Origin of the sequence: Protaetiibacter intestinalis (assembly GCF_003627075.1) — a bacterium.
Classification (GTDB): Bacteria; Actinomycetota; Actinomycetes; order Actinomycetales; family Microbacteriaceae; genus Homoserinibacter; species Homoserinibacter intestinalis.
In genome coordinates, this window is the sequence record NZ_CP032630.1 from 2,587,138 (window position 1) to 2,613,124 (window position 25,987).

Below are 25,987 nucleotides of genomic sequence, written 5' to 3' on the forward strand. Positions count from 1 at the left end.
GGGGAGGCGACCGCCGGCTCAGGGGCGTCGCACGGCGCGACGCGCGAGCAGCAGTCCGGCTGCGCCGAGCGCGAGCAGCGCCGCGGCGACGGCGGCGGGGGCCGACGGGTCCGCTCCGGTGGCCTCGAGCGTCGAGGACCGCGTCGGGGCGACCTCCACCGTCGCGCGCGCCGTGAAACCCGGCACCCCGGGGATCGTCGCGGTGATCAGGTGCGGGCTGGCGTGCACGAAGTGCACCTGATCGCCGACGATCTCGTCGGACTCGACGCTGCTGGTGATCACCGCGAGCCCCGTCACGTTCCCGAGCGCCCCGCCCGCGGCATCCACGGCCTCGACCGTCACCGTGATCGTGTCGCCCTGCCCGGCGGTCGTGGGCGCCGACAGCCGGATCCCGGACGCGGCCGAGTCGACCTCGACCGAGAGCGTCGCCGTGATCCCGGGGTCGGTGGAGAGCGTCGCCGTGAGTGCCCTCGTGCTGCTGCCGCCGAGCGCGCTCGGGACGAAGCCGAAGGTCACCTCCGCGCCGACGACGTCGTCGGCGGAGACGTCGGTGCCGAGCTCGGTCTGCGCCGTGACGTCGCCGAGTGAGCCTCCGGCGGCGTTGAACGCCTCGACCGTGTAGTCGACGTGGTCGCCCTCCTCCGCGGCGGTCGGGCCGTGGATCGCCAGCGAGGCGATCACCGTGCTCGACCACTGCGCGTAGAGCGTGGCATCCGCCTCGAACCCGTAGACCGCCTGGTCCGCGTAGGCGGTGCCCGAGCCGTCCGCGGCCGTGTTCCAACCTGCGAAGGCGTGGTCCGCCTTGGTGAAGGCCACCGGGCCGAGGGCGGCCGCCTGATCCCGCCCGCTCGTCTGATCCGACATGGTCCCGGTGCCGCCGTTCGCATCGAACACCACCGTCGTCGGTGGCGGGACGTACCGCAGCACATCGACGCTGCCACCCCGAAGGCTGGGCACGTAGACGGCCGTGCCGTCCGGCGACACCGCCGGCGACAGCGAACCCTCCCCGGTGGTCGGCAGGGTCGCGACCACGTCGCCCGCATCCACGTCGACGATCGCCACCGTATCCGACGAGACCAGATACACCATCGCCCCGTCGGGCGTGGATGCCTGGTGATTCCACACGTCTCCGACAGTGATGCGGTCGCGCGTCGCCAGCGACGCCGTGTCGATGACCAGGAGCTCCCCACCCGTCGGCTCGAGGACGAAGGCCGTGCGGCCATCGGGGGAGAGGTCGAGCTGGTAGGGAGTTCCCGCGATCTGGGCCGCCCTGGTGACGGTGAACGTCGCCGTGTCGAACACCAACAGCTGATCGTCAGCCGACCGCGACAGGACGTAGAGCGACGTCGAGTCCGGCGACACCGCGATCCCGGGGATCCCGTAGCCGAGAGAGATGTCGTCGCCGATCTCCGTGTTCGTGGCGGTGTCGATCACCCTGATGCGGCCGGATCCGTTCATGACCGCGTAGAGTCGTGCGCCGTCCGGCGAGACGGCCATGCGCGACATGTACTCCGGGAATGAGATCGTGGCCGAGACGGTTCCCGTCGCGGTGTCGATGACCGACACTCCGTAGGATCCCATCCCGGACACGTACCGGCTCACATAGAGCGTGCGGCCGTCGGGCGAGATCGCCAACGCCCCCGCGGTGGCGTCGATGTCGATCGTGTCGAGCGCGACCCCGGCCGCGGTGTCGACGACCGACACCGTGTGGGCGGAGTTGTTCCCCGTATACAGCCGGGTGCCGTCCGGCGAGACCACCGCCGACTGCGGCGAGACGTCGACGTCGATCGTGTCGACGATCTCGTCGGGGGCCACCGCATCCACCGGGGTCACCGCCGCGCTCGGGTCGGACTCTGCGCTCTCGCCCTCGGTCGTGCTGACGCTGACGGTGAACGAGTAGGCCGTGCCGTTGGTCAGTTCGGGGATGAGGCGTCCCGTCAGCAGCGCGGCGGCGTGCCACTCGGCCACCTCGTTCGCACCCTCGTAGACGTGCACGGTGTAGCCGGTGACGGCCTCGCCATCGGCGGGGATCGCCGGCTCCCATCGCACCCAGACCTGCGATTCGAGCGAGTGCGCCGTCGGCGCGGCGATGGGCGGCGTGGCCGCCGGCGGCGCGATCGGCACCGCGGCCTGCGCGGCCGTGTCCGTCGCCGCCACGCCGGCCGTGGCCACGAGGCCGCCGAGGACGAGCGCGGCGGCGAGCAGGCGGGCGCGGCGGCGGGTGCGGAAGCTGGCGCGCATGGCGATCCCCCTGGTGCGTCGTGTCGACCGCGTCGCATCGGCGGCGCGGCGGCGCGCCGTGACGCGGCGCACACCGCACCAGCATCCCCGGTCGACCGAAACGCCTCCGCGAGGTTGGCGCGAAGACGCCAACGGCTCAGCTCGGCGCGCCCTGGCCTCCGGTCTGCGCGTAGCGCATCCCCAGCTGGAAGCGTGTGTCGACCCCGGCGGCCCGCATCGTCTCGGTGATCCGCCTGCTGACGGTGCGCATCGACTGGTTCGTCGCGGCGGCGATCTGTGCGTCGGTCATCCCGCGCGCGAGCAGGCGCAGGATGTCGTGGGTCCCGTTGGCGACCTCGTTCCACGGCACGGCGACCGACCACTGCAGCGCGAACAGCTGCCGCAGCGGCTCGACCGTGCTCGGCCGCCTCGTGCACCGGTGCCGCACCGCCCCGTCCGCCGCGTGCTCTCGCAGCACCGCCGTGCGGTCGTCGTAGAGCGCGTAGTGGGCGGGCGAGGCGAGCACGCGCACCTGGAAGCCGAGCGATCGGGCGAGGCGAACGATGTCGCCGGACGGGGCGTCGAGACCGGCCGTCGCGACGATCGCCCGCCCCGTCAGCAGACGGTTCGCGACCACGTGGCCGAGGATCGCCTGATCGAACTCCCCGATCCAGTCCCGCGCGTCGAAAGCGCCGTCGTCGGCCACCACGAGGTCCATCCGCACGGGCCTCGCCGACTCCCGGCGCTCGTTCAGCTGGTTCCACCAGTGGGTCCAGTAGCCGAGGTCGCCGTAGAGCACCTCGTCGTCGTCGGGTTCGCGATCCTGCGCGTCGGTATGACGCAGCCAGTCCTCTCGGAGGGCGGCGAGCCGGTCGCGAGCGTCCGGGTCGCGGATGCCGGCGTCGTCGGGCGCGAGGAGTGCGACAGAGTCGCCCTCGCGCACGGCGAGGCCCTGCTCGGCGAGGCGCCCCAGCGCGGCGATCACCGCGGCATCGGTCTGGGCGGTGACCCGCCGGCACCCCGTGTGCGCGACGAGCGCGTAGTCGTGTTCCCGTGCACTGCCCCCGCCCACGCGATCGAGCGTATCGGTCGTCGACGGCGACGGCGGGTGCCGGACGATCGACGGGTTCGAGGTAGCCGAGCCTCCACGAAGCCCAGGGCGCTTCACTCCGCCACTGCGCGGAGCCCCGTCGATCCTTTGCTAAGCTAGCGAGGCTGTCTCGGCAGCGATCCTCGGTAGCTCAATTGGCAGAGCAATCGGCTGTTAACCGATAGGTTCTTGGTTCGAGTCCAAGCCGGGGAGCCACAGGTTCCCCCTCGTCCCGTACTCCCGCGGGAGTACCGCTCCCGCGCCCGCGGTCGGATGAGGCGGTGCGCCCCACGCGCGTAGCATCGGGGCATGCCCCGGCCGCCCGCATCCGCCGACGGCGTCGCCTGGGGTGCCGGGCCGTGGGCGCTCGGCGATCCGGGGCATCCTCGCCCGCGGTTCGCGTCGCCCGGGTTCAGGCTGTGGGCGCCCGTCGTGCTGAGCGCGCTCGTGCAGCTGCCCGTCGCGGCGGTGCTCGTGCGGCTCGTGCAGCCCGACCCGTGGATCGCCACCGCGACGATCGCCCTCGCCGCCGTCGGCCCGCTCGCCCTCATCGCCGCGCGGCGCCTCCCCGGGCCGGTGGCCGCCGTCGCGACGGCCGCGGCCGTGGGGGAGCTGCTCGTGGGCGTCAACGGCGGCCCGCCGCCCCTCGCCCTCGTCTTCGCCCTCGCCGCCGCGGTCGTGCGCGGCGCCCGCGTCTGGGCCTGGGTGTCGCTCGCGGTGGGCTGGGCGACCGCCTTCGCGGTGCTGCTCGTCGCGCCCGAGCAGGCCTGGAGTCCGCTCCGGATCGTGGGGACGACGCTCGGCCTGCTGCTCGTGATGGGCATCGGCGAGAGCCTGCGCACCCGCCGCGAACGCGCCGCGGAGTTCCGCGCCGTGCTCGCCCGTCGGCGGATGGATGCGGCGGAGGCCGAGCGGATGCGGATCGCGCGCGAGCTGCACGACGTGCTCGCGCACTCCCTCAGCCAGATCAACGTGCAGGCGGGCGTCGGCCTGCACCTCGCCGAGAGCCGGCCGGAGCAGGCCGTCGAGGCCCTCGCCGCCATCAAGCAGACGAGCAAGACCGCGCTCGACGACGTGCGCACGGTGCTCGGGATGCTGCGCGACGAGGGCGAGCAGGCGCCGCGCGCGCCCCAGCCGTCGCTCGACGGCATCCCCGCGCTGGTCGCGTCCGTCGAGATCCCGGGCGCCCGGGTGGAGCTCGTCGACCGCTTCGCCCCGCACGAGGTGCCGGCCGCGGTCGGCGCCGCGGCGTACCGCATCGTGCAGGAGGCGCTCACCAACGTCGGCCGGCACGGGGTCGACGTGGGCCGCGTGACGGTGCGGCTCGACGCCGCACCCGGCGGCCTGCTCGTCGAGGTCGACGACGACGGCACACCCGGCGAGGTCGTGCCCGGTCGCGGGCTGCTCGGCATGCGCGAACGCGTCGAGCTGCTCGGCGGTCGCTTCGAGACGGACGCCGAGCACGGCTTCACGGTGCGCGCCGTGCTCCCGACGGGCGGTGCGACGTGATCCGCGTCGTCGTCGCCGACGACCAGCAGCTCATCCGCGCGGGCTTCCGGAGCCTGCTCGACTCGGAGCCCGACATGCAGGTCGTCGGCGAGGCCGGCACCGGCCGCGAGGCCGTCGCAGCGGCCCGGCTCGAGCGCCCCGACGTGCTGCTCATGGACATCCGGATGCCCGACGGCGACGGCCTGTGGGCGACCGAGCAGATCGTGTCCGACCCGCAGCTCGCGGGCGTGCGGGTCGTGGTGGTGACGACCTTCGAGCTCGACGAGTACGTCGCCCAGGCGATCCGGGCGGGCGCGAGCGGCTTCCTCGTGAAGGACACGGAGCCGGTCGAGCTGCTGCGCGCCGTGCGGGTGGTGACGGCGGGGGATGCGCTGCTGAGCCCGAGCGTGACCCGCACCCTGCTGTCGCGGGTGGCCGGGGGTCTCGCGGTCGCCCCGGACCGCACGCGGCTCGAGGTGCTCACCGAGCGCGAGCGCGAGGTGCTCGCGCTCGTCGGACAGGGCCTCACCAACGAGGAGATCGGGGCGCGCCTGTACCTCAGCCCCCTCACCGCGAAGACCCACGTCTCGCGCATCATGACGAAGCTGGCAGCCCGCGACCGGGTGCAGCTCGTCATCGTCGCCTACGAGACGGGCCTCGTGACGCCCGGCGTCGTCCCGGGGGAGTAGCCGGCCGACACCCGCGGGCGGATTCGCGGATGCCGTGCCCGGCGGAGTCTGGGATCACCGGCCCCGCCGTGGGGTCGGATCCGAGAGGAGACCCGCCATGTCATCCACCGTCGCGATCGCGGCCGCCCCGATCCTCGCCGCCTTCCACCCGTTCCACGCGTGGGGGTGGGGCTTCTGGTTCGTGCCCGCGATCTTCTGGCTGCTGATCGTCGGTCTGATCATCACGCTCGTCGTCACGCGCCGCCGCCGCTTCGGCCGCCACCCCTACTGGGGCGCCGGACCGGGCGCCCATCCCTGGGTGCAGGCCCAGGCCGCGCGGAGCGCCGAGGCCGTGCTCGCCGAGCGCTTCGCACGAGGCGACATCGAGGAGGTCGAGTACCGCGCCCGCCTCGAGGTGCTGCGCTCTCAGCAGCAGCCTCCGCAGGACTGAGCACCGGGTTCGGGTCGCGTTTCGCTAGCATCGTCACGACCGCGTCGGCGACCCGAGCCCCGCGGCGGGGAGGACGACATGGACGTCTCGGCGATCGCCGGTTCGACGACGACGGTCGTCCTCGCCGCCGGCTGCGCGGCGCTCGTGCTCCTCGCGCTCATCCTCCTCGTGCTGTGGCGCCGCGCGCGACGCGCGGCCCGCACGGCGCGCACCGAACGGGCCGCCGCCGAACGCGAGCGCATCGACCTCGAGCTCACGCTCGCCGAGCAGGGGAGCCGACTGCGGATGATCCGCGAGCTGCACGAGATCGCCGTGCACTCCGTATCGGTCATCATCAGCCAGGCGGAGGGTGCACGCTACGCCGCCACCCAGGACCCCTCGGCCGCCGGGCGCAGCGCCGGCCTCATCGAGGACGCCGCCCGCGCCACCCTCGCCGACCTGCGCCGGGTGATGACCGTCGTGCGCGACGGCGAGGCGGAGGCGATGGCCGAGCCGGAGCTGACCTCGGCGCTCGAGCTCGTCGGGGTCATGCGCGACGCGGGACTCGACATCGAGTTCGTCGAGCACGGCACGCGGCACGAACTGCGGCCCGGCGCCGAACTCGCGGTGTTCCGCATCCTGCAGGAGGCGCTCAGCAACGCGCTCGCGCACGGCGGCGAGGGCACCCACGCGAAGGTCGCCTTCACCTGGACCGACGACGGCCTGCAGCTGCTCGTCGAGGACGACGGCATCCGGGCCGAGGCGATCCGCGCCGGGCGCGACCCCTACGAGGAGGCGCAGCGCCAGAGCTACACGGTCGACGACGACCTCGCCGCGCTCACCCGCTCACCCGCGGGGCGCGGGATCACCGAGATGCGCGAGCGCACCGAGCTGTTCGGGGGCGTGTTCGAGGCGCACACGGTGCCGGGGGTCGGCTTCACCGTGCAGGCGGTGTTCCCCGGGCTGCGCTTCCACAACGGCGTGCACGGCGTGCCGCTCGAGCCCCGCTAGGGCCCGGACGCGCCTCAGTCCTCGAGGTGGTCGCGACCGGGGAGCCAGGACTGCCCCGGAACACCCCACTTGCGGCGGCGCACGGTGCGCTGCGCGGCGCGCGCGTGCGCGTCGTCGAGACGGTCGGCGTACAGGATGCCGTCCAGGTGGTCGAACTCGTGCTGGAAGATGCGGGCGAGCCAACCGTTCACGAGCAGCTCGTAGGGCTTGCCGTCGAGCTCCACGGCGCGCAGCAGCGCCGTGCGCGAGCGCAGCAGCGGGAAGCGCTCGCCCGGGATCGAGAGGCAGCCCTCCGACTCGTCGTCCGGATCCGGCACGCCGACGGGCGGCGGCGAGATGAGCAGCTGCGGGTTGATGGCGGTGCCGCGATGCAGCACGCCCTCCTCGTCGCGCCAGTTGTAGACGAACAGGCGCAGGGGCACGCCCACCTGCGGGGCGGCGAGCCCGACGCCCGGCGCGGCCGACATGGTGTCCTCCATGTCGTGCACGAGGGTGAACAGGCTCTCGTCGATCTCCTCCACCTCCTGCGCGCGACTGTGCAGCACGGGGTCTCCGGTGATCCGGATCGGGAGGACGGCCATTCGCACAGGATATCGGCGCGGCGACCGGTAGATTCGACGGGTGCTCGACCCCATCCCCCTCGCCGACGACGTCGCGCAGCTGTTCGAGGGGTCGACGCCCATCGGGATCCTCATCGCGATCGTGGGCGCCGTCTTCCTCGCACTCGGTGCGCAACTGCAGCACCGCGGCGTGGAGAAGGTCGAGGAGCGCTACGGCACAGGCGAGAAGGCCGGCCTCTCGGGCGGTCAGCTGCTGCGGCTGCTCGCCCGACCGAGCTGGCTGTTCGGCACGATCATGCTGGGACTCGCCATCGTGATGCAGCTCACGGCGCTCGGCTTCGCACCGCTCATCGTCGTGCAGCCGATCGGCATCGTGGCGCTCGTGCTCACCTCGATCCTCAACGCGCGGGTCTCGCACGTGAAGCTCGACCGGCCGGCGATCCTCGCGATCACCATGTGCGTGCTCGGCATCGGCGCCTTCGTGACGATCGCGGCGTTCTACGCGACCGAGCACATCATCGGCGAGACGCAGCTCATCATCATCCTCGGCATCCTGGGGCTCGTGCTGCTCGCCCTCGCGGCCGCGTTCGTGTTCTTCCGCAAGCGCCTCACGGCGCTCTTCTACATCGCCGCGGGCGGCATCCTGTACGGCTTCGTCGCCTCGATCGCGAAGGTCGTCATCAACCGCATCCTCAACGGCAACGCGAGCTGGGTGACCGTCGTCGGCGCCGTCGGCCTGCTGCTCGCCCTCGCGCTCGGCTTCTACTTCGTGCAGACGGCGTACTCGGTGGGCGCACCCGACCTCGTGATCGCGGGGCTCACGGTCATCGACCCGCTGGTGGCGATCGCGATCGGCATCTTCGTGCTCGGGGAGGCGTCCGAGACCCCCGTCTGGGCGCTCGTCATGTGGGTGCTCTCGGGTGGGGTCGCCATCTACGGCGTCTTCCAACTCGCGAAACACCATCCGCAGACCCACCACCGCGATGAGCCCGGGGAATTCGCGACCCTGAGGTAGCGTGGAGGAGTTGTTTCCACCGACCGAGGGACTGATCGAGTGAGCGACGCCCCGTCGTCGAACCCCGCCTCCGCGCCACGCCTGACCGTTCTCATCGGCGCCGACACCTTCACCCCGGATGTCAACGGCGCCGCCACGTTCACGCGCAACCTCGCCGCCGGCCTCGCCCGTCGCGGGCACGAGGTGCACGTCATGGCGCCCGCGCAGCGCGGCAAGGTCGGCACCTTCACCGAGGAGCACGAGGGGGTGCCGCTCACGGTGCACCGCGTGTACTCGTGGCGTTGGCTGCCGCACCCGTGGCTGCGGTTCATGCTGCCCTGGCGGGTCAAGGCCAACGCCGAGCGCATCGTGCGCGAGGTGAAGCCGGATGCGGTGCACTTCCAGTCGCACATCGTCGTCGGGCGAGGGCTCGCCACGGCGGCGAAGCGCCACGGCATCCAGCTGATCGGCACCAACCACGTGATGCCGGAAAACATCCTGCAGCACGTCACCGTACTGCCGAACGCGATGCTCGGCTGGCTCGCGAGCATCCAGTGGGGCTCGGCGCGCAAGTGGTTCTCGATGGCGGATGCCGTGACGACGCCCACGCGCCGCGCGGCCGAGTTCTTCGAGAAGGGCACGGGGCTCGACCACGTGCTCGCGATCTCGTGCGGCATCGACACGAGCTTCTACACGGCCGACTTCTCGCCGCGCACCGAGAACGTCATCGCCTTCCTCGGGCGGCTCGACGAGGAGAAGTACATCCACGAACTGCTCGAGGCCGCCGCGAAGCTCGGCGACCTCGACGTGCGGGTCGAGATCATCGGCGGCGGCGAGGTGCGCAAGCAGCTCGAGGCGCGGGCGCGTGAGCTCGGCATCGCCGAGCGGGTGAACTTCCGCGGTCGGGTCTCGGACGAGGTGCTGCGCAGCACCCTCACCTCGGCATCCGTGTTCGCGATGCCGTCGCGTGCCGAGCTGCAGTCGATCGCGACGATGGAGGCGCTCGCCTCGGGGCTTCCGGTGGTGGCCGCCGACGCGATGGCGCTGCCGCACCTCGTGCACCCCGGCGAGAACGGCTACCTGTACCAGCCGGGCGACATCGACGAGTTCGCCGCGCACCTGCGCGCGGTGCTCACGGCGCCGCCCGCCGAGTTCGAGCGGCTGCAGCGCGGGGCGCTGCGCACGGTCGAGGCCCACGACATCCAGCGCACCCTCGACATCTTCGAGGCGCTCTACCGCGGCGAGAGCGTCGTCGACCCCGACACCGAGGGGGAGCTCGCGCGGTGAGCGCGCCGGACGCGGCCGGGCGGGTGCTGCAGCCGGCCGCGTGGCGTCGGGCGATCGCCCCGATGGTCATCGCGGTCGTCGTGCTGAGCATCGTGCTGCAGGAGCCCGTCGCGGCGCTGCTGCCGCCGGCGACACCGCGGGTGCTCGTCTTCCTGGCGATCGCCGTGCCGGTGGTCCTCGCGATCGTGTTGGGGCTCGCGGCGGCGTATCCGCGGATCGTGGTGCTGCCGGACGGCGCGCTGCGTCTGCGCGGGGTCACCGTGCGCCCGGCCGAACTGGTGACCGTGCGGCGCTCGGTGTCGAGCGGGGGCGGTGCCGGCTACCTCGTGCTGACGTTCCGCACGGCCGGTGGCCGCCGCATCCGGGTGCTCGTCGCGGGCGCGCCCATCCGGGGGCTCGACACCGCTCAGGCGCGGCTGCTGTGGGAGGCCGTGGCGGCATCCGGCATCCCGGCGGGAGCGGATGCGGCGCAGGAGCGGGGCTTCCTGAGCGAGAACGTGCTGGCGAGTGGTCGCCAGGTGGAGGTGGATCGCGGCCTCGTGCTGCGCGAGCTCGACGGCTTGCTCGGGGTGCCGCATCAGGTGCCTGAGGTGGCGGCCGTGCAGGAGGAACCTCCGGCGGCGTCCTCCGGCGATGACGACGTGACCCTCGCCGACGATCGTGCCGCGGCGGCCGAACTCCTCTCGGTCACGCGCGGGACCCGCCTGGTGCGACGGATCGCGTTCTGGACGCTCGTCCTCGCGTGCGTGGTGACGGTGATCGTCCTCCTGGTGCTGCTCACCATGGAGTGGGGCGGGAGGGACTTCGGCGCGTTCGACGAAGACCCGCTGACGGCCGTGATGACGACGTTGATGCTGGTGAGCGTGCTTTTCGGGATCGTCTGGGCGGTCGCCGCCGACGTCGACGACGCCCGTGTGCGCGCGTCCTCGCGCCGCTGGCTCGCGGCGGCATCCGTGGCCCAGGGCGAGCGCGGCCTCCCGACCCCCTTCCACGCGGCGTGGCTCGGCGCCCCCGGCGGTCGGATGGCGGGGGTCGGGTTGTTCGTACTCGGGATGGTGGCGCTCCTCGCGGTGATCGGCGGGCCGGTCGCCCTGGCGCGGGGCTACGGACCGCCCGCCGTCGGCGTCCTCGTGACGATCGCGGGCGTCGTGCTCGGGGTGGTCGCGCTGTGGGGGTGGTTCTCGCGGCGACGCGCCCATCGTCGGCGGGTCGAATGGCTCATCGAGGTCGCCGGCGAGCGGGCCACCGGCGGGCAGGCGCCCGACGCTCCCTTCACCGGGTAGCGTTGTCGCGGGGCGGTAGCTCAGCCGGTTAGAGCAGCGGACTCATAATCCGTCGGTCACGGGTTCAAGTCCCGTCCGCCCTACCGAACGTTTACGGGGAAGTTTGGGCATCGGCGCACAAGCCTGCAAAGGCAAATCCCGTCCATCGTGTCGCGCGGCCTTGTGTCGGTGCGCTCGGGCAACATGTAGGTATGTCTCCTTGGACGCCACCCGGAGTTGACCCGGTTGAGCACGCTGCGCTGGTCCCCGGCATCCCGACGTGGAGCGCCACCAGCGTGCAGGCGTGGGCAATGCGTTTCCTTCGGGTGCAGGGCGGTTATTTCTTGAACGAGTCATTGGTCGCGAAGTGGGACGTTGCGATGCGCAATGACCCGCCCCACCGTGATGACTGGAGTCAGGGTGACGCCGCCGCGCACTACTGGGAATGGCTCGATGAGGAGCAGCAGCTTGCCTTTCTTGACTGGCTCGTCTATGAGCTGTCACACACCGACGGCGGTTGGCAGCACAAGCGCGACCTCGAAGAGATCCTGCATGCCGGTGGCTCGGAGTGGAAAGTCGGCGACCGGGGCGGGAACCCCGGTTTAGAGAAGCGCGTGCCGCAGGGCGTTGCCGACGCCGTGGATGCTGTCATCGCCAACTCGGCGACCGCCGGTGCTTTGCTGTCCGAGGCGTGGCACGCCGCCTTTGGTCGCAACCCTGACCCTGAGGAGGCCTACGAGAAGGCGATCAAGGCCGTCGAGGAGGCCGGGGCCGAGCTCGTGCTGCCGATGAATCCCAAGGCCACCCTTGGAACGATGATCGCTGCGGTGCGCGACCAGGGCGACTGGCGCCTCCCGCTTGAATCCGCCTCGGCGGTGGGTGCGCCGCTCGAAATGATGAAGTCGCTGTGGGAAGGCCAGGAGAGCCGCCACGGTGGCAACGGCTACCGCAAGCCGACGCCCGCCGAGGCAGAGGCGGCGGTGCTGCTCGCCGTCCCGTTGGTGCAGTTCTTCACCGCTGGGCTCCTGGCCCGCCCCACGCCTCCCGTTGCAACGGAGTGACCCGCGCGCTCGGGGCTGCGAGGCTCGCCTCGAAGCGCGCCATGTCGGCGTCCCAGGCGTCGGGGAAGAAGTGCAGGTAGGTCCTATAGGTGACGCCGGTGTCGGCATGTCCGAGGGCTGCGGCAACACGCTCCATCGGCATGCCTGACAGCGCCCACAAGCTCGCGGCGGTGTGCCGCAGGTCGTGGAACCTCAGTGTGGGCCGACCGATCGCCTCGGCTGCTGCGCGGAACCGCCGCCGGTAGAACGATTCGTAGTCGAGGCGCTTCGACCAGTTGAGCGCCCCGCGCCACCGGCCGCCGCCCGCGTAGTTGCGTCCCGGCCACAGGGCGAGCGCTTCCACCTTGGCCCCGCTGAGGCGTCGATCGGCCCGTTGCGGATGCGGCAGGGGCAGTGTAGGTCACAGCTGGGTAACGGTGCGGGAATTGCTCCCGCCGTGGGGCCTCTGAGGGCCTGTTTCGGGTCCTCGATGTCGGGGGTCTCGTGTGGCCTTGAGGCATGAGGAAACGACCCGATCCGGTTGCTGTGGCGGATGCCGCCCTGGGTCGTGTCGTGGCGATCCAGGCGCAGATGGATGCTCTGTCGGCGGCGCGTGCGGAGGCTCTGTTGGAGTTCGAGGCGGCGTTCGCGGTGGCGTATCCGCCGTCGGCTGCTCCGTTGCGGGAGCGTGCTGAGCGGGCGGAGTTGGCGTGTGCGTTGCGGATGCCGGAACGGGCTGTCGAGACGCTGTTGGGTGAGTCGCGGATGCTGACTCGGCAACTGCCTGCAACGTTCGCCGCGTTGGGGGAAGGGTTGTTCTCGTATCGGCATGCGCAGGTGCTGATCGACGAGACCGCGGAACTGGACCCGGTGGATCGGGAGGCGGTGGAGCGGGTGGCGCTCGGGGTTGCCAGGTCGGTGACGGTGGCACAGTTCCGCAGGAAGGTGCGCCGGTTGCGGGAGCGACGGAACCCGGAGTCGATGGTCGAACGGGTGCGCACCGCCCACACCCGACGTGAACTCGTGCTCGAACCTGCCCGAGACGGGATGGCATACCTGGGCATCTACACCAACGCGGTCGACGCGGCGGCGATCTACGAGAAAGCCACCACCGCCGCCGGACACGCCGTGGAGGATGGGGATCCGCGGACGTTGACCCAGTTGCGGGTCGACGTGCTCGTCGACGCCCTCCTGGAACGCGACTCCACGCTCGGGTTGGGTCGGACCATGTTGGAGACCATGAACGCGGACCCGGACGAGTTGTTGGCGATCCAGGAGACCACCGTGGGACCGTTCGCCGGCATCATCCCGACCGTCATCGTCACCGTCCCGATCGGCACTCTCCTCGGCGGGAACCAACCGGGGAACCTGGAAGGGGTCGGGCCGATCGACGCCGCCACCGCACGCAAACTCACCTCCCACGCACCCGTGCTGTATCGGATGCTCACCGACCCAGACACCGGGACCGGGCTGTCGATGGGACGCACCGCCTACCGGGTCCCCGAACCATTGCGACGATGGCTGCGGGTCCGAGACGGATCATGCCGGTTCCCGATGTGCCTCATCTGCACCCGACGATGCGACATCGACCACACCCGCGACTGGGCAACCCAGAACGGACCCACCGACCACGACAACCTCGCCCACCTCTCCCGCGGACACCACACCCTGAAACACCACGGCGGATGGAAAGTCGTCCAAGACACCCGCGGGGTACTGCAATGGACCTCCTACCTCGGCAGGGAATACACAACCCTGCCCGACGCCAGCTGACAGCCCGGGAGCGGGCGCGAGGGGACGCGGGAGGAAATATCGCCGTGTCCCGTGCGGTTGAACCGGGGGAGTCGACCAGGATGGACAGCATGACCGAGACCGCCGCCCCCACCGCACAGCAGACCCCCGAAGAGCAGTTCGCGTTCTTCCACTCGCGCCGCGAGCTGGCGGTCGTGCAGCCGCAGGGCAGCCTCGCGCTCACCACGACGCAGGTCATCGACATCGAGCAGACGGTGTGGGGCGTCCCGGGAACCTGGGCCCCGCTGCCGGCCGGCGAGTCGGGCATCAGCCTCACCGCGACCGCGGCGGACGGCATCCAGGTCGACGGCGTGCTCGTCGAGGGCACCGTCACGGTGCGTGGCAAGGACTCGCCCGAACCGTCGGCCGTGCGCTTCAGCGACACCGTCACGGGCTTCGTCATCGCCCAGGAGGGCGGCCTCTACGCGCTGCGCGTCTTCGACGCCCAGTCGGAGGCGATCCAGGAGTTCGGCGGCATCGACGCGTTCGACTACAACCCCGACTGGGTGGTCACCGCCGACTGGTCGCTCAACCCGGAGGGCACCGTGCTCGGCTTCGAGCACCTCAAGGACGACGGCAAGACCCGCGACGAGGTGGTGCCCGGTCGCATCACCTTCAGCCGCGACGGCGTCGACTACGACCTCGCCGCCTTCAAGTCGGGCCGCGCCCTGCAGCTCGTCTTCGCCGACGCCACCAACGACGTCAGCACCTACAGCGTCGGCCGCTTCCTCTTCGTCGCCCCGAACGCCGACGGCACCATCACGCTCGACTTCAACCGGGCCGTACTGCCGCCGTGCGCCTTCAGCTACGCCTTCAACTGCCCGCTGCCGCCCAAGCAGAACCGCTTCCCGTTCGCCATCGAGGCGGGCGAGAAGAACGCGGTGAAGGAGGACGGCTCACTCCTGCACTGAGCCTCGACGCTCACCCGGTCGCGTCCCCGGTCGCGTCCCCGGTGTCGCCGCCGTCGCCCGTGTCGCCGGAATCCGTGCCCGTCTCGGCGTCGTACTGGGCGAGCACGAACGAGGTGAACGCATCCGCGTCATCCGCGTCGCCCGTGTACTGCTCGCGGTTCACGAGGATCGTCGGGGTCGCGCTGAGCGCCGACACCGAGGAGTTCGGGATGCCGGACGAGGTGGCCCGCGCGGTCGCCCGCGTCACCCACGGCCGGAAGCGGCCATCCGTGATGCACTTCGCGACATCGTCGTCGGTCACGCCGGCGTTCTGCACGAGCAGCACGAGCGCGTCGTCGGCCGGCGGATCCGCGTCGTCGGCCGGGTAGGCCTTCGCCATCGCGGAGGCGACCGCGAAGGCGCTGTCGGGCGCGTACTGCGCGACGCACGCGAAGGCGTTCGCCGCACGGATCGAGTAGTCGTCGCCCACCTTCGTCGCCGTCACCGCCACCGGGTGCAGCTCGAGCGTGAGGTAGCCGGCGGTCACCCACGACTCCAGGTTCGTGTTCGCGGTGAGGAACGCCATCGAGTCGGGGTCGGCGAAGTCGAGGTACGCGGTCACCGCGACCACACCGTCGGTCTCGTCGAGCGCGGTCGGCGTGGGCGAGTCGTCCTCCTCGAGCCGCGCCGTGCGCGTCGCGCTCATCGCCGAGCCGTCGCCCGTGAACAGGATGCCGTTGCTCGCCATGTTCTCGGGACCGGCGTTCGCCTCCCGCTGCTGGGCGGCCTGCACCGTGACGGTGGCGGTCGCCGTGAGCGCGACCGCCACCGTCAATCCGGAAGCGAGGAGGAGGCGATTCCGGATCCGGCGCTTGCGCTCCCGTTCCCGTTTGATCCTCGCGCCCTCGCGGGAGCGGGCGATCTGCTCCTTCTTCGAGAGCTTGCGGAGCTCCTTCTTGGACTGCGGAGCACGGGCGGGAGCGGTCATCGCGCTCACCCTGCGCCCGCTCGCTGAGCGGTGCTCTAGGCGACGCTCGGAAGCTGCTGTGAGCGCCGGGTCCGGGAGCGTCTCACCGCGGCGACGAGCAGGGCGCCGACGAGTGCACCCGCCGTGTTCGCCACGAGGTCCGAGACCGTCGAGTACCGCGTCGGCAGGAACAGCTGCACACCCTCGATGAGCGCACTCGTCGCCAGTCCCGCGAGGGTCGTCGACCACACGCGCATCCGGAACGCGGTCATCGCGAGCACCCCGAACGGCACGAACATCGCGATGTTCGCCGTGAACTCGAGCACGGCGTAGCTCGGCTCGAACGGCAGGCCGAGGCTCGCGAGCCAGCGCGCCGGCATCGCGAGCACACCCGCGTACGCGCCGTCGGCCGGATTCGGCGCCCACACGGCGAAGCCGACAGCCACGAGGTAGGCGGCGAACACGATCCGGAGCAGCAGGATGCGCATCCGTCCACGTTAGGGGACGCGCCGCCCCCGTCCGCGTTACCCTTGCAGCACCCTGTCGACGCCGAAGGGAGCGCTGCGTGACCTCGAGCCCGTGGGTCGCCCTGCCCACCGAGCACCGCGACGCGGTGCGCGCCGCGCACGACGCGGTCGTGGGGGAGCGTCGCGACTCGGAGGGCGTGCGGCGTCTCGTGCGCGAGTCCTGGGAGCGCTCGGTCGGCTTCCGCGTCGACCCCGACAAGCTGTCGCCGGATGTGGAGCTCAGCGAGGAGGAGTTGCGCGCCTACCGCGACGCGCATCCGCTCTCCTCGGCGCTGCCGAGCCTGCACCGGCTGCTCATCCGGCACACCTTCGACGCGGGGCTCATCATCGCCGTCGGCGACCAGGCGGGCCGCCTGCTGTGGATCGACGGCGACCGCGCGCTGCGGCGCCGCGCCGAGAGCATGGGCTTCGTCGAGGGTGCCGACTGGTCCGAGCGCGCCGTCGGCACGAGCGCGCCCGGCACCGCCCTCGCGCTCGACCACGGCATCCAGATCTCCGGTGCCGAGCACTTCGGTCGCGTCGTGCATCCGTGGTCGTGCACCGCGGTGCCCGTGCACGACCCGGGCACCGGGTCGCTCGTGGGCGTCATCGACATCACGGGCGGCGACGACGCCGCGGCCCCCGCCACGCTGCCGCTGCTCGAGGCGGCCGTCGCGGCCGTCGAGGCGGAGCTGCGCATCCGCCGGCTCGACGACGTGGTCGCGCCCGTGCGGCGACCCCCGGCATCCGTCGTGCGCCCCGTGCTGCACGTGCTCGGACGCGACGAGGGCCGGCTCGACCACGGGCGCACGAGCCTCGAGCTCACCCGGCGGCACGCCGAGATCCTCACGCTGCTCGCCTGGCATCGGCAGGGCCTCAGCGCCGAGCGGCTCGCCGAGCTCGTCTACGGGCGCGACGACGCCACCGTGACCCTGCGCGCCGAGATGGTGCGGCTGCGTCGCGAGCTGCCGGAATCCCTCGCCCCGGAGTCCCGGCCCTACCGCCTCACCGAGCCGCTCGAACTCGACGTGCACCGCGTGCTCGGCTTCCTCGAACGCGGCGCCCACAAGGTGGCCCTCGGCAGCTACCCGGGCCCGCTGCTGCCGCAGTCGGATGCGCCCGGCATCGTCGCCATCCGCGAGGAGCTGCGGGCGGCGCTGCGCGAGGCGATGCTCGCCGACGCCTCCGTCGACACCCTGCTCGAGTACGCGCGCAGCTTCGACGCCGCCGACGACCTCGAGGTGTGGCAGGCGTGCCTGCGGCTGCTGCCCGCCCGCTCGCCGAAACGGGCGCTCGTCGTGTCGCGCATCGAACGGATCGAGCACGAGCTCGGCCGCATGCAACAGACTGCAACCCTCCCGCAACCTCCGCGTCCGTAGCGTCGTGCGCACCCGGCGACCGCCGGGCAGACGACGACGTCACAGGAGGGTCGAGGATGACCGTCTATGCAGCACCGGGAACGCCGGGAGCACTCATCGACTTCAAGCCCCGCTACGAGCACTGGATCGGCGGGGAGTGGGTGAAGCCGAAACTCGGGCAGTACTTCGAAGACATCTCGCCGGTCAACGGCAAGCCGTTCGCGGAGGTCGCGCGCGGCACCTCGGAGGACATCGACGCGGCGCTCGACGCCGCCGAGAAGGCCGCCCCCGCCTGGGGCCGCGCCTCCGCCGCGGAACGTGCCGCGGTGCTGCACCGGATCGCGGATGTCATCGAGCAGAACCTGGAGGTGCTCGCGGTCGCCGAGACCTGGGACAACGGTAAGGCGATCCGCGAACCGCTCAACGCCGACCTCCCGCTCGCCGCCGACCACTTCCGCTACTACGCGAGCCTCATCCGGGCGCAGGAGGGCAGCTTCACGCAGCTCGACCACGACACCGTCGCCTACCACTTCCACGAGCCGCTCGGCGTCGTCGGGCAGATCATCCCGTGGAACTTCCCGCTGCTCATGGCCGTGTGGAAGCTCGCCCCCGCCCTCGCGGCCGGCAACACGGTCGTGCTGAAGCCGGCCGAGCAGACGCCGGTGTCGATCCTCGTGCTCATCGAGCTGATCGGCGACATCCTGCCGCCCGGCGTCGTCAACGTCGTCAACGGCTTCGGTGTCGAGGCGGGTAAGCCGCTCGCCTCCAGCAACCGCATCCGGAAGATCGCGTTCACGGGCGAGACGACCACCGGCCGCCTCATCCTGCAGTACGCGAGCGCCAACATCATCCCGGCGACCCTCGAGCTCGGCGGCAAGAGCCCCAACCTGTTCTTCGAGGATGTCGTGCAGCAGAAGGACAGCTACTACGACAAGGCGCTCGAGGGCTTCACGCTGTTCGCCTTCAACCAGGGCGAGGTGTGCACCTGCCCGAGCCGCGCCCTCATCCAGCGCTCGATCTACGACGAGTTCCTCGAGGCCGCGGTCGCGCGCACCAAGCTCGCCGTGCAGGGCAACCCGCTCGACACCGACACGCAGGTGGGCGCCCAGGCGTCGAACGACCAGCTCGAGAAGATCCTCAGCTACATCGACATCGGCGTGAAGGAGGGCGCGAAGATCGCCGTCGGCGGCGGTCGCGCCGACCTCGGCGGCGACCTCACGGGCGGCTACTACGTCGAGCCGACCATCTTCGAGGGGCAGAACTCGATGAGGCTGTTCCAGGAGGAGATCTTCGGCCCGGTCGTCGCCGTCACCACCTTCGAGGACTACGCCGAGGCGATCATGCTCGCCAACGACACCCTCTACGGTCTCGGCGCCGGCGTGTGGACCCGCAACGGCAACCTCGCCTACCGGGCCGGCCGCGACATCCAGGCCGGGCGCGTGTGGGTGAACAACTACCACGCCTACCCGGCGGGGGCGGCGTTCGGCGGCTACAAGAGCTCCGGCATCGGGCGCGAGAACAGCGCCCAGGCGCTCGACCACTACCAGCAGACGAAGAACCTGCTCGTCTCGTACTCCGAGGCGGCGCTGGGCTTCTTCTGATCGACCCGGTCGGCCGCGCGGCTCGACGCGCGCGGCCGGCCGACCGACCGGGAGCCGGCACCCTGGGCCTGCAGGGGGCCGGCTCCCCGACCTTCGAGGGAAGGGGGCGGGGATGCTGGAGTCCACCGTCACGCGTCCCGGCGAGACGCGGTCGCGCGTCGCGCTGAGCGACGAGGCCGTCGCGCTGCTGCGGCGGCTGCGGGGCCGGCATGGTCCGCTCATGTTCCACCAGTCGGGCGGCTGCTGCGACGGCAGCTCGCCCATGTGCTACCCGGCGGGGGAGTTCCTCACCTCCGACGCCGACGTGCTGCTCGGCGTGTTCGACCTCGCAGCCCCCGGGGAGCCCACGCAGGCGCTCGAGTTCTGGATGTCGGCCGAGCAGTTCGCCTACTGGTCGCACACCAAGCTGCTCGTCGACGTCGTGCCCGGCCGCGGCTCCGGCTTCTCGGTCGAGGCCCCCGAGGGCGTGCGCTTCCTCATCCGCTCCGAGCTCATGGACACGGCCACCCCGTTCGCCTGACCACGCACCCCCACCTCGCCTCGGCATCCGCCTCCCTGTCCGCCTGGACTTCCGCAACTCAGGAGATCCGGCCTCCCCACGCGTTTCGTCACCGAAACCGACGCATCTTCCTGAGTTGCGGAACCCGCGCGGGTTCGCAACTCAGGAAACGGAGGCGTATCGGTCGAGGTCGGGGCCGTGGCGGCCGGATCTCCTGAGTTGCGAAACGGAGCGGGATGTCGGGGCCGGTGGCGACAATGGGAACGTGTTCCTCGCCGTCAGCTCGCCCGCGCCGGGGCGGGTCGAGCTCGTCGCTCTCGATGCCGAGGGCGACGCGACGTCGCGGGAGCGTTTCGCCGAGACGGAGTTCGCGGTGCGTGCCCGCGAGCACGAGCGCGACCACCCGCGGTGGGTGTGGGCCGACACGACACGCTGGTACCCCGGCCTGCTCGCGGCGGGCGTCCGTGTCGAGCGCTGCGTCGACCTGCGGATGTGCCGCCTCCTCCTGCGGAACGCCGCCGCCGCGCGCGACACGGAGTTGGCCCGCACGCCCCGCGACCGCTGGGACGAGCCGAGCCCCCTCGCCGCGGCCTCCGACGCCCTCTTCGAGCTGGAGGCGCCGCTGCCCGACGACGACCCGGTCGCCGAGCTGTACCGGCAGCGCGCGGCGATCGCCGCATCCGCCGAGCCCGGACGGCTCGGCCTGCTGTGCGCCGCCGACAGCGTCGGGGCGCTCGTCGCCGTCGAGCTGCGGCACGCGGGCCTCCCGTGGGACGCCGCGCGCCACGATCGCATCCTCACCGAGCTGCTGGGCGAGCGGATGGCCGGCGGGCGCCCCGCCCGGATGGAGGCGCTCGTCGCCGAGATCCGGGCGGCCCTCGACGACCCCGAGGTGAACCCCGACTCGGCGCCGACCCTGCTGCGCAGCCTGCAACGCGCCGGGCTGCGGGTCGGGAGCACGAGCCGCTGGGAGCTCAAGTCGGTCGAGCACCCCGTGGTGGCGCCGCTGCTCGCCTACAAGCGCCTCGCGCGGCTCTACACGGCGAACGGCTGGGCGTGGCTCGCCGAGTGGGTGCGCGAGGGCCGCTTCCGCCCGGTCTACGTGCCCGCGGGTGTCGTGACGGGCCGGTGGGCCTCGGACGGCGGCGGCGCGCTGCAGCTGCCGCGCCAGGTGCGTGGCGCGGTCGTCGCCGACCCCGGCTGGAAGCTCGTCGTCGCGGACGCCGCGCAGCTCGAGCCGCGCGTGCTCGCCGCGATGTCGTCGGATGCCGCGATGGCCCGCGCCGGACGCGCCCACGACCTCTACCAGGGGATGGTCGACACGGGCGCGGTCGAGACCCGCGAGCAGGCGAAGTACGGCATGCTCGGCGCGATCTACGGGGGAACCACGGGGGAGTCGGGGCGGATGCGCCCCCGTATCGAGCGCGCCTTCCCGCGCGCCATGGCGTTCGTGGAGGCGGCGGCACGGGCGGGCGAACGCGGCGAGACGGTCTCCACCTGGCTCGGGCGCACCTCGCCGCGGGGCCCCGAGGCCGGCTACGACGAGACGCGCACCGCGGAGGACCGCGACCGGGACCGCACGGGGCGTCGCGCCTGGGGCCGCTTCACCCGCAACTTCGTCGTGCAGGGCACCGCCGCGGAGTGGGCGCTGTGCTGGATGGGTGCACTGCGGCGGATGCTGTGGCAGCTCGGCGGGGCGGACGGCGATCCGCGCCCCCTGGCCGAGCGTCCGCACCTCGTGTTCTTCCTGCACGACGAGCTCATCGTGCACACCCCCGCCGAACTCGCGGAGCGGGTCGCCGACGCCCTGCGCGGGTCAGCGGCCGAGGCCGGGCGCATCCTGTTCGGCGCGGCGCCCGTCGAGTTCCCGCTGAGCGTCGCCGTGGTCGACAGCTACGCCGACGCGAAGTAGCCACACACCGAACGACACGCTTGTGATTCCCCCGGTCAACAGGGCATAATGACCGCAAGCAACAGCGAACGTACGTCAGGTCGATGGGGAAGTCGCATCTGACGAACGGAGAGAAAAGTGGCTGCTGCGATGTCGCGCGGAGTGGTGTACGTCCACTCCGCTCCTCGTGCGCTCTGCCCGCATGTCGAGTGGGCAGCGGGCCGTGCGCTCGGACGCGCCGTCAACTTCGATTGGCGCCCGCAGCCGGTGCTGCCCGGCGCCCATCGCACCGAGTACACCTGGGAGGGCCCGCGCGGCACGGGCGCGCTGCTCGCCTCCGCGCTGCGCGGCTGGGAGCACCTGCGCTACGAGGTCACCGAGGATGCCGGCCTCGGCACCGACGGCGGCCGCTGGATGCACACGCCCGACCTCGGGATCTTCTTCGCTCAGACCGACACGGCGGGCAACACGGTCGTCCCGGAGGACCGCATCCGCGCCGCCATGGAGGCCGCGGGTTCCGACGCCTTCGAACTGCACCGGCAGCTGCGGGTGGCCCTCGGCCACGCCTGGGACGAGGAGCTCGAGCCCTTCCGCTACGCGGGCGAGGACAGCCCGGTCATCTGGCTGCACAAGGTCGGCTAGCGCAAGGGAGCGATGGCGATGCTGAAGACGGACGAGATCGATCTGCGCCGACTGCTCGACGAGCTCGAGGAGCCCCTGATCCACGTGGCCGAGGTGGTCGAGGCGGAGGAGCCCGACGACGGATTCGACGGGCTCTGCACGCAGCACGACGGCTGCCGGATCATCTCCGGCTGAGCGCGAACCCGGCTCAGACCGAGCGGAACACCACGACGGAGTTGTGGCCGCCGAACCCGAACGAGTTCGAGATCGCGAGCTGCGGACCGTCGCCGAGCGGGCGCGGCGAGGTGACCACGTCGAGCGGGATCTCGGGGTCCTGTTCGGTCAGGTTGATCGTCGGCGGCGCCAGGCGCTGCTGCACGGCGAGGATCGTGAAGATCGCCTCGAGCGCGCCGGTGCCGCCCAGCAGGTGGCCGGTCGAGGCCTTGGTGGCCGACACGGGGATGCCGTGCACCCGGTCGCCGAACACCGACAGCAGCGCCTTGTACTCGGCGATGTCGCCGACGGGCGTGCTCGTCGCGTGCGCGTTGACGTGGGTGACCTCGTCGGCGGATGCGCCCGCCTGCGCGAGTGCGGCCTGGACGGCGCGCGAGGCGCCCCAGCCCTCGGGGTCGGGGGCCGTGATGTGGTACGAGTCGCTCGTGACGCCGCCACCGGCGAGCTCGGCGTAGATCTTCGCCCCGCGGGCCTTCGCGTGCTCCTCGGTCTCGAGCACGATCGAGGCGGCGCCCTCGCCCATGACGAAGCCGTCACGGCTCACGTCGTAGGGCCGGGAGGCGGTCTCGGGGGAGTCGTTGCGCTTGGAGAGCGCCTGCATGGAGGCGAAGGAGGCGAGGGTGATGCCGTGGATCGCCGACTCGGTGCCGCCGGCGATGACGATGTCGGCGTAGCCCTGCTGCAGGTGGTCGTAGGCGTTCGCGATGGCTTCGGTGCTGGAGGCGCACGCGGAGACGTCGGTGCGGGCGAAGGCGCGCGCACCGAGGTGCATGCTGACGGCCGCCGCGGCGGCGTTCGGCATGAGCATGGGGACCGTCATCGGGAGCACCCGGCGCGGACCTTTCTCCTTGAGGGTGTCCCAGGCGTCGAGCAGCGTCCACAGCCCGCCGATGCCGGTCGAGTACTCGACGCCGAAGCGCTCGGGCTCCACCTCGGGGGCGCCGGCATCCTGCCATGCCTCACGCGAGGCGATGAGCGCGAACTGGCTCATCGGGTCGAGACGCTTGATCTCCTGGCGCTCGAGCACCTCCTCGGGGCGCACCTTGGCCTCCGCGGCGAAGGTGACGGGCAGCTCGAGCTCGCTCACCCACTCGTGGGTGAGGGTGTGGGCTCCGGACTCACCGGCGAGCAGCGCGTTCCAGGTGTCGGGTGCGGTGCCTCCGAGCGGGGAGGACGTGCCGATGCCGGTGACGACGATCTTCTTGGTCATTCGTGGAACTCCGAGGATGGGCGGTACTCGTCCCGTGGGGTTGTTCCGGGACGTCGGGGGTCGGGCGGGGACGGATGCGTCCCCGCCCGTCGTCGACTAGCTGGCGTTGACGATGTAGCTGACGGCGTCGCCGACGGTCTTGAGGTTCTTGACCTCCTCGTCGGGGATCTTGACGTCGAACTTCTCCTCGGCGTTGACCACGATGGTCATCATCGAGATGGAGTCGATGTCGAGGTCGTCCGTGAACGACTTGTCGAGCTCGACGGTGTCCGCCGCGATGCCGGTCTCGTCGTTGATGAGCTCAGCCAGGCCGGCGAGGACTTCTTCGGTGGACAGTGCCATGTTCGTTTTCTCCTAGGGGTGTCGAGTGACCGGGGACAAGTTTAGGGGAGCCGCACGACCTGGGCCCCGAAGACGAGGCCCGCGCCGAATCCGATCTGCAGGGCGAGTCCGCCCGACAGCTCGGGGTGCTCCTGCAGAGCACGGTGGGTGGCGAGGGGGATGGACGCGGCGGACGTGTTGCCCGTCTCGGCGATGTCGCGCGCGACGACGACGGTCTCGGGGAGCTTCAGCTGCTTGGCGAACTCGTCGATGATGCGCATGTTCGCCTGGTGCGGCACGAAGAGCGCGAGATCCTCGGGCTCGACGCCCGCCACCTCGAGCGCCTGACGCGCCACCTTCGCCATCTCCCAGACTGCCCAGCGGAACACCGTCTGGCCCTCCTGGCGCAGCGTCGGCCAGGCGGCCTCGCCGTCGCGGAAGTCGATGAGCGTCGCGTTCATGCCCACGGCATCCGCCTTGGAGCCGTCCGAGCCCCAGACGGGTGCCGCGATGCCGGGCTCGTCGGCGGGGCCGATGACGACGGCACCGGCGCCGTCGCCGAGCAGGAACGAGATGGAGCGGTCGGTGGGGTCGACGACGTCCGAGAGCTTCTCGGCGCCGATGACGAGCGCGTAGTGGGCGGCGCCGGCGCGGATGAGCGCATCGGCCTGGGTGACCGCGTAGCTGAAGCCCGCGCAGGCGGCGTTCTCGTCGTAGGCGGCAGCGGGGTTCGCGCCGACGCGGTCGGCCACGACGGCCGCGATGGAGGGGGTCTGCTGCACGTTGCTGATGGTCGCGACGATGACGAGGTCGATGGACTCCGGGGCGACCCCCGACTTCTCGATCGCCTCGCGGCCGGCCTCGGTGGCGAGGTCGACGGCGAGGATGCCGGCGGAGGCGCGGGCGCGCGTCACGATGCCGGTGCGCTGGCGGATCCACTCGTCGCTCGAGTCGATGGGCCCGACGAGGTCGTCATTCGGGACGAGGCGGTCGCCGCGGGCCGCGCCGTAGCTGTAGATGCGGGTGAACTGCGGGCCCTGGGCCTGCTTGAGGGTCGTCACGCGACGGTCTCCTGGTCGATGAGGGCGTGGGCGGCGGCGAGGTCGTCGGGCGTCTTGACGGCGACGGTGGGGAGCCCCTTGAGGCCCCGCTTCGCGAGCCCGACGAGGGCGCCCGCGGGGGCGAGCTCGATGAGCCCCGTGACGCCGGCGGTGGCGAAGGCCTCCATGTCGAGGTCCCAGCGCACGGGCGACGCGACCTGACCCACGACGAGGTCGAGGTAGGCGCGACCGGATGCCACGGTGCTGCCGTCGCGGTTGGTCCAGATGGTCAGGCTCGGGTCGGCGGCGTCGACCCCGGCGGCGGCCGCACGCAGCGCGTCGACCGCGGGCGCCATGTAGCGCGTGTGGAAGGCTCCGGCGACCTGCAGCGGGATGACGCGCGCGCCGGCGGGCGGTTCGGCCTGCAGCTGCGCGAGGGCGTCGCGGGCGCCGGCGACGACGATCTGGCCGCCGCCGTTGAAGTTGGCGGGCTCGAGGCCCAGCGTCTCGAGCTTCGCGAGCAGCTCGGCCTCGTCGGCACCGATGACGGCGCTCATCCCGGTGTCCTCGAGGGCCGCCGCCTCGGCCATCGCCCGCCCGCGCAGCGCCACGAGGCGCATCGCGTCGGACTCCGTGAGGATGCCGGCGCCCGCCGCCGCGGCGAGCTCGCCGACCGAGTGCCCCGCGATCCCGGCGACCTTGTCGCGGCGCCCGCCGCCGAGCACGGCACCGAGCGAGAGGATCGAGGCGGCCACGATGAGCGGCTGCGCCACCGCGGTGTCGCGGATGGTGTCGGCGTCCGAGACCGTGCCGTGGGTGCGCAGGTCGACTCCGGCTGCCTCCGCGAGAGCGTCGAGGTGCTCGGCGAAGCGCGGCTCGGCGAGCCAGGGGTCGAGGAATCCGGGGGTCTGCGAGCCCTGTCCGGGCGCGACGATCACGACGGTCACCCGTCCATCCTGCCAACCCTCGGTGCGCTGCGTGGCATACAGGCCACGGAAAATCCGCCGA

At 71.9% G+C, this 25,987-nt stretch carries 26 protein-coding genes and 2 tRNA genes; 18 read left to right on the top strand and 10 right to left on the bottom strand.

All coding sequences use genetic code 11. The features are described 5' to 3' along the window. Positions 1-18: 18 nt before the first annotated feature. Both D7I47_RS12225 and D7I47_RS12230 read right to left on the bottom strand, forming a co-directional pair. Positions 19-2,241 carry an InlB B-repeat-containing protein gene (locus D7I47_RS12225; protein ID WP_120763313.1) on the bottom strand — a complete coding sequence of 741 codons (2,223 nt, stop codon included), beginning with the start codon at positions 2,239-2,241 and terminating at the stop codon, positions 19-21. A 136-nt stretch (positions 2,242-2,377) separates the two neighbouring features. After that, positions 2,378-3,292 carry a helix-turn-helix transcriptional regulator gene (locus tag D7I47_RS12230; protein ID WP_120763314.1) on the bottom strand — a complete coding sequence of 305 codons (915 nt, stop codon included), beginning with the start codon at positions 3,290-3,292 and terminating at the stop codon, positions 2,378-2,380. A gap of 158 nt (positions 3,293-3,450) precedes the next feature. Between D7I47_RS12230 and D7I47_RS12235 the strand changes: the two genes are divergently transcribed. The 5 genes from D7I47_RS12235 to D7I47_RS12255 all read left to right on the top strand — a co-directional run bounded on the left by D7I47_RS12235 (position 3,451) and on the right by D7I47_RS12255 (position 6,907). Continuing rightward, positions 3,451-3,526 (top strand) — tRNA-Asn (locus D7I47_RS12235). 93 nt (positions 3,527-3,619) lie between these two features. After that, entirely contained in the window at positions 3,620-4,819 is a 1,200-nt protein-coding gene (locus D7I47_RS12240; RefSeq protein WP_120763315.1) for a sensor histidine kinase, read from the top strand. Beyond that, positions 4,816-5,487 carry a response regulator transcription factor gene (locus tag D7I47_RS12245; RefSeq protein WP_120763316.1) on the top strand — a complete coding sequence of 224 codons (672 nt, stop codon included), beginning with the start codon at positions 4,816-4,818 and terminating at the stop codon, positions 5,485-5,487. The genes D7I47_RS12240 and D7I47_RS12245 overlap by 4 nt, the downstream gene beginning before the upstream one ends. 97 nt (positions 5,488-5,584) lie before the next feature. Beyond that, the gene (locus D7I47_RS12250; protein WP_227000665.1) at positions 5,585-5,917 is read left to right on the top strand and encodes an SHOCT domain-containing protein; all 333 of its coding nucleotides are present in this window, start codon (positions 5,585-5,587) and stop codon (positions 5,915-5,917) included. 78 nt (positions 5,918-5,995) lie between these two features. Continuing rightward, complete coding sequence (locus D7I47_RS12255) at positions 5,996-6,907, top strand: sensor histidine kinase (RefSeq protein WP_120763317.1); 912 nt, start codon at positions 5,996-5,998, stop codon at positions 6,905-6,907. A gap of 14 nt (positions 6,908-6,921) precedes the next feature. Here the strand turns inward: D7I47_RS12255 and def are convergent, their stop codons facing one another. After that, positions 6,922-7,488: a peptide deformylase gene (def, locus tag D7I47_RS12260; RefSeq protein ID WP_120763318.1), complete on the bottom strand. Its 567-nt coding sequence runs from the start codon at positions 7,486-7,488 to the stop codon at positions 6,922-6,924. A gap of 40 nt (positions 7,489-7,528) precedes the next feature. Between def and D7I47_RS12265 the strand changes: the two genes are divergently transcribed. The 5 genes from D7I47_RS12265 (at position 7,529) to D7I47_RS12285 (ending at position 12,071) form a co-directional block, all read left to right on the top strand. Continuing rightward, the gene (locus D7I47_RS12265; protein WP_227000667.1) at positions 7,529-8,482 is read left to right on the top strand and encodes a DMT family transporter; all 954 of its coding nucleotides are present in this window, start codon (positions 7,529-7,531) and stop codon (positions 8,480-8,482) included. Positions 8,483-8,521: 39 nt separating this feature from the next. Continuing rightward, complete coding sequence (locus D7I47_RS12270; protein ID WP_227000669.1) at positions 8,522-9,748, top strand: glycosyltransferase; 1,227 nt, start codon at positions 8,522-8,524, stop codon at positions 9,746-9,748. Further along, entirely contained in the window at positions 9,745-11,031 is a 1,287-nt protein-coding gene (locus D7I47_RS12275) for a hypothetical protein (RefSeq protein ID WP_120763319.1), read from the top strand. The genes D7I47_RS12270 and D7I47_RS12275 overlap by 4 nt, the downstream gene beginning before the upstream one ends. 9 nt (positions 11,032-11,040) lie before the next feature. Beyond that, positions 11,041-11,114, top strand: a tRNA-Ile gene (locus tag D7I47_RS12280). 207 nt (positions 11,115-11,321) lie between these two features. Then, positions 11,322-12,071 (top strand): hypothetical protein, encoded by a 750-nt coding sequence (locus tag D7I47_RS12285; RefSeq protein ID WP_120763320.1) that lies wholly within the window; start codon positions 11,322-11,324, stop codon positions 12,069-12,071. On the opposite strand, the gene D7I47_RS12290 is transcribed toward D7I47_RS12285, so the two are convergent. Next, positions 12,022-12,414 (bottom strand): tyrosine-type recombinase/integrase, encoded by a 393-nt coding sequence (locus D7I47_RS12290; protein ID WP_157981730.1) that lies wholly within the window; start codon positions 12,412-12,414, stop codon positions 12,022-12,024. The two genes, D7I47_RS12285 and D7I47_RS12290, sit on opposite strands and share 50 nt — an antisense overlap. Positions 12,415-12,569: 155 nt before the next feature. Here D7I47_RS12290 and D7I47_RS12295 point away from each other — a divergent pair, with 155 nt between their 5' ends. Next, a complete protein-coding gene (locus D7I47_RS12295) occupies positions 12,570-13,823 on the top strand; it encodes an HNH endonuclease signature motif containing protein (protein WP_120763322.1) in 1,254 nt (417 codons plus the stop codon). An 89-nt stretch (positions 13,824-13,912) separates the two neighbouring features. Next, complete coding sequence (locus D7I47_RS12300; protein WP_120763323.1) at positions 13,913-14,752, top strand: DUF1684 domain-containing protein; 840 nt, start codon at positions 13,913-13,915, stop codon at positions 14,750-14,752. Positions 14,753-14,762: 10 nt separating this feature from the next. Here the strand turns inward: D7I47_RS12300 and D7I47_RS12305 are convergent, their stop codons facing one another. Further along, positions 14,763-15,719, bottom strand: coding sequence for a DsbA family protein (locus tag D7I47_RS12305; RefSeq protein WP_120763324.1), 957 nt, complete (start codon positions 15,717-15,719; stop codon positions 14,763-14,765). Positions 15,720-15,754: 35 nt separating this feature from the next. After that, positions 15,755-16,186 carry a VanZ family protein gene (locus D7I47_RS12310; RefSeq protein WP_120763325.1) on the bottom strand — a complete coding sequence of 144 codons (432 nt, stop codon included), beginning with the start codon at positions 16,184-16,186 and terminating at the stop codon, positions 15,755-15,757. Between the two features lie 77 nt (positions 16,187-16,263). On the opposite strand from D7I47_RS12310, the gene D7I47_RS12315 reads away from it, so the two are divergent. The 6 genes from D7I47_RS12315 (at position 16,264) to D7I47_RS14805 (ending at position 22,369) form a co-directional block, all read left to right on the top strand. Then, a complete protein-coding gene (locus D7I47_RS12315) occupies positions 16,264-17,583 on the top strand; it encodes a GAF domain-containing protein (protein ID WP_120763326.1) in 1,320 nt (439 codons plus the stop codon). A 56-nt stretch (positions 17,584-17,639) separates the two neighbouring features. Further along, positions 17,640-19,163, top strand: a complete 1,524-nt coding sequence (gene exaC, locus D7I47_RS12320; RefSeq protein ID WP_120763327.1) for an acetaldehyde dehydrogenase ExaC — start codon at positions 17,640-17,642, stop codon at positions 19,161-19,163. Positions 19,164-19,275: 112 nt separating this feature from the next. After that, entirely contained in the window at positions 19,276-19,683 is a 408-nt protein-coding gene (locus D7I47_RS12325; protein ID WP_120763328.1) for a DUF779 domain-containing protein, read from the top strand. A 244-nt stretch (positions 19,684-19,927) separates the two neighbouring features. Next, positions 19,928-21,574, top strand: coding sequence for a bifunctional 3'-5' exonuclease/DNA polymerase (locus D7I47_RS12330; protein ID WP_120763329.1), 1,647 nt, complete (start codon positions 19,928-19,930; stop codon positions 21,572-21,574). Between the two features lie 129 nt (positions 21,575-21,703). Then, entirely contained in the window at positions 21,704-22,195 is a 492-nt protein-coding gene (locus D7I47_RS12335) for a DUF3145 domain-containing protein (protein ID WP_120763330.1), read from the top strand. 18 nt (positions 22,196-22,213) lie between these two features. Then, a complete protein-coding gene (locus D7I47_RS14805) occupies positions 22,214-22,369 on the top strand; it encodes a hypothetical protein (protein WP_157981731.1) in 156 nt (51 codons plus the stop codon). Positions 22,370-22,382: 13 nt separating this feature from the next. Here the strand turns inward: D7I47_RS14805 and fabF are convergent, their stop codons facing one another. The 4 genes from fabF to D7I47_RS12355 all read right to left on the bottom strand — a co-directional run bounded on the left by fabF (position 22,383) and on the right by D7I47_RS12355 (position 25,926). Beyond that, the gene (fabF, locus tag D7I47_RS12340; protein WP_120763331.1) at positions 22,383-23,618 is read right to left on the bottom strand and encodes a beta-ketoacyl-ACP synthase II; all 1,236 of its coding nucleotides are present in this window, start codon (positions 23,616-23,618) and stop codon (positions 22,383-22,385) included. Positions 23,619-23,714: 96 nt separating this feature from the next. Beyond that, a complete protein-coding gene (locus D7I47_RS12345; protein ID WP_120763332.1) occupies positions 23,715-23,960 on the bottom strand; it encodes an acyl carrier protein in 246 nt (81 codons plus the stop codon). Between the two features lie 41 nt (positions 23,961-24,001). Then, positions 24,002-25,000: a beta-ketoacyl-ACP synthase III gene (locus tag D7I47_RS12350; RefSeq protein ID WP_120763333.1), complete on the bottom strand. Its 999-nt coding sequence runs from the start codon at positions 24,998-25,000 to the stop codon at positions 24,002-24,004. Then, a complete protein-coding gene (locus D7I47_RS12355) occupies positions 24,997-25,926 on the bottom strand; it encodes an ACP S-malonyltransferase (protein ID WP_120763334.1) in 930 nt (309 codons plus the stop codon). The genes D7I47_RS12350 and D7I47_RS12355 overlap by 4 nt, the downstream gene beginning before the upstream one ends. Between the last annotated feature and the right edge of the window lie 61 nt (positions 25,927-25,987).